2 protein-coding genes are annotated in these 1,961 nt (G+C 31.9%); both read left to right on the top strand.

Annotation, left to right across the window (positions count from 1 at the left end):
• Positions 1-1,398: penicillin-binding transpeptidase domain-containing protein (locus tag ACTG3S_RS05160; protein ID WP_439128301.1), on the top strand; the 1,398-nt coding region annotated here is incomplete at its 5' end.
• A partial coding sequence (rodA, locus tag ACTG3S_RS05165) for a rod shape-determining protein RodA (protein WP_439128302.1) occupies positions 1,379-1,961 on the top strand: 583 nt, incomplete at its 3' end. The genes ACTG3S_RS05160 and rodA, both read left to right, overlap by 20 nt.

Below are 1,961 nucleotides of genomic sequence, written 5' to 3' on the forward strand. Positions count from 1 at the left end.
GCTCTAGCAAAAAAGAGTGATTATTACCAAGCAGGAGAGTTAATTGGTAAAGATGGTATTGAGAAACAATACGAACATTATTTAAGAGGTAGAAAAGGTAAAAAATACTTTAAAAGAAATAATTTAAATAAAGTTACAGGTTCTTATAAAAATGGGGCAAAAGATACTTTAGCTGAAAATGGAAAAGATTTAACCTTAACTTTAGATATAGAGTTACAAAAATATGCTCAGAAATTAATGAAAGGTAAAAGAGGTGGTATTGTCGCAATAGAACCTTCTTCTGGAGAAATTTTAGCATTGGTAACTGCACCCACTTATGATCCTAATATGTTAGTGGGTAGAAAGCGATCTAAAAATTCTGTACTCTTATTTAAAGACTCAATTTCTAAACCTGCATACGACAGAGGTTTATTAGCAGCTTATCCCCCAGGTTCTCCTTTTAAAATGATGAACGCTCTGATTGGCTTACAAGAAAGAGTAATTACAGAAAAAACATCATTTTACTGCTATAATGGTTATAGATATGGTAATAGAAAAGGAGCTTTTATGGGTTGTCATTGTGGTATTTATGGTAGACCCATTCATTTGGAAACCGCTATTGCAAAATCTTGTAATAGTTATTTTTCCAACACGTATAAAAGAATTGTAGAAAAAGATAACCAACCAACTGAGGGGCTAAATAACTGGAGTAAGCATGTAAAAAGTTTTGGTTTGGGTAATTATTTAGGGTATGATTTACCTGCTGGGAGTCCAGGATTAATTCCTACAGGAGATTATTATGATGCAAGGTTGGATTACAGGTGGAACGGTTCTTCAACAATATCGAATGCAATTGGGCAAGGAGAAGTTTTAACAACACCTATACAATTGGCAAATTTTACAGCAGCAATTGCTAATAGAGGTTATTTTTATACACCACATATTTTAAAAGAAGTGAATAAATCTCCCATTACAAATGCTGATTACACTGTTAAAAAACAAACCACTATAGATAAAGAGCATTTTGAGCCTGTAGTTGAGGCAATGCATGAGGTTTTTAAAACAGGGACAGGAAGGTGGAGTCAAGTAAAAGGCATAGAAATTTGTGGAAAAACCGGAACATCAGAAAACTTTGCGATTATAAATGGTATAAAAGAACAATTAGCAGACCATTCTATTTTAGTGGCTTTTGCTCCTAAGAAAAACCCAAAAATTGCGCTTGCTATTTTTGTAGAAAATGGCGGTTATGGTTCTACTATTGCTGCACCTATTACAAGTTTGTTAATAGAAAAGTATTTAAAGGGTACCATTTCAAAAGCCACTAAATACAGAGAGCAAAATATGTTAGCATTGAGTTTACAATCGGAATATGATAAATTAATACCAAAAACAGAGGAAATTGCGTCAGGAACAAAATAATATTTTTGCGGGCATAGACTGGCTTTTGGTGATTGTATTTGCAGTTTTGGTAGGTTTTGGTTGGCTAAATATTTATTCGGCCTCTAAAACAGAAAATGTTGAACCTTTGTTGAGTTTCTCTACAAAATACGGCAAACAACTTATTTTTATCTGTTTAACAATACCCTTAATTGTTATAATTCTTTTCTTTAATTCTAAATTTTACGAAAAATTTGCAAGTATTCTGTATATCATTTCGTTAATTTCTTTAGTTGGATTATTTGTGTTTGGAAAAAAAATAAACGGCGCAACTTCTTGGTATAATTTTGGGGTCATTGGTTTGCAACCATCCGAATTTGTAAAAGCTTTTACAGCTTTAGCTGTTGCTAAATTGTTGAGTGATCGTCAATATAATTTTAAATTGATAAAAAATCAAATTAAGGCGTTTATCATCATATTTATGCCCGCAATTTTAATTTTACTACAACCAGATGCAGGATCTGCCATAATTTATTTAGCCTTCTTTTTTGTTTTAAATAGAGAAGGTTTAACGTTAAATTATATTTTATTGGGTATTGCTAATA

Source organism: Polaribacter sp., from assembly GCF_965656025.1.
In the GTDB taxonomy this organism is placed as follows: Bacteria; Bacteroidota; Bacteroidia; order Flavobacteriales; family Flavobacteriaceae; genus Polaribacter.